Consider the following 1,343-nt stretch of genomic DNA (forward strand, 5'->3'; position numbering starts at 1 on the left):
CACGGGGCTTGCGCCACATCTTCGAGCCCTTCGGATTCTGCATTACGCCCCTGCCCGGGAAGTCGTTTGCGTTCCTGGCGGAATTCCAGCCAACTCAAGGCCAGCAGCAGTTCACCAGCGACCGCTTCTACGCGCCCGTGGAAGCCAATGTGCGACTTCTGCGCGAATCTGCGCTGCTCTATATCGCGGCATTTGAGTCCGCACGCTCCTATTATTTTCAAGATGAATCGCTTAGCCGCGTCGCGATGAGAAGGTCTTGGCGACGAGTGCCGCTGAGCTGGCGAAAGCTCTATCGAAGACTGCTTTGGACATGAATCGCGCGAGCCGCCATGCGTGACGGGGCTGACCATCGGCCCAATGCGAAACTTTGTGTTAAGGCCGGGCCTTTCGGCTTTCACTAAGGGTTCCAGCGATGCTTCATGATCTAATGACCCCCTTAGATGCGAGCGAATTGACCTGCATCACGCGCCTGTCGTAACAGCAGTCAGCTAAAGTGCCCACATGACACACGATTGCCCTGTTTGCCTAAAAWCCAAGACGACCGARCCATTTCGCGACGTCGACGGTTTCCCTTATTTCTCCTGCAAAGCCTGCGACTCGATCTTCATCGAACCGCAAGTCCTCGCAGACATGGACCGCGGCGTCTCCCCCCGGGACTACGACCTCGAYTACTGGAACGAAGAACTGAAGGCAGCGCGTGAGCGCGCCTCGGGCGACGGACTGGTTCGCGCAGGCGAAGCCGTGCTTTACGCACGCAGGGAGGTTCGCCGCTTCCTCGATCTGGGTGCCGGCCCCGGCTATCTGTTGGACCAGCTGGCAGCCACTTTTCCGGCGCATTCCGATCTTTTCCACGCGGTCGAGCTGTTTCCGCCCGAGGAACACAGCACACACRAGAACTATGTGGTCGGCGACGTCGGCTCCCTCTCCGGGAAGTTCGACGCGGGCGTCTGCRTTGAGGTCGTTGAACACCTCACGCCCCGCATGCTGGGCAAACTTGCCGAGGGCCTGGCCGCCGTCGCCGCGCCGGACTCCACCTGGCTGTTCAATACGGGATTGCCGCACTACGTTCGCCAGGAAGATCCGGGCTACCTCGATCCCCGCAAGCGCGGGCATATCGTCTCYTACGGCATCACGGGCTTGCGCCACATCTTCGAGCCCTTCGGATTCTGCATTACGCCCCTGCCCGGGAAGTCGTTTGCGTTCCTGGCGGAATTCCAGCCAACTCAAGGCCAGCAGCAGTTCACCAGCGACCGCTTCTACGCGCCCGTGGAAGCCAATGTGCGACTTCTGCGCGAATCTGCGCTGCTCTATATCGCGGCATTTGAGTCCGCACGCTCCTATTA

At 60.1% G+C, this 1,343-nt stretch carries 2 protein-coding genes; both read left to right on the top strand.

Features of this window, described 5'->3' with window-relative positions; genetic code table 11:
* On the top strand, nucleotides 1-314 hold a 314-nt coding region (locus tag AC1DMG_RS22160; RefSeq protein WP_477181154.1), incomplete at its 5' end, for a hypothetical protein.
* A 316-nt stretch (nucleotides 315-630) separates the two neighbouring features.
* Nucleotides 631-1,343: class I SAM-dependent methyltransferase (locus AC1DMG_RS22165; protein ID WP_477181155.1), on the top strand; the 713-nt coding region annotated here is incomplete at its 3' end.

This window comes from Dyella sp. 01N36, assembly GCF_056399745.1.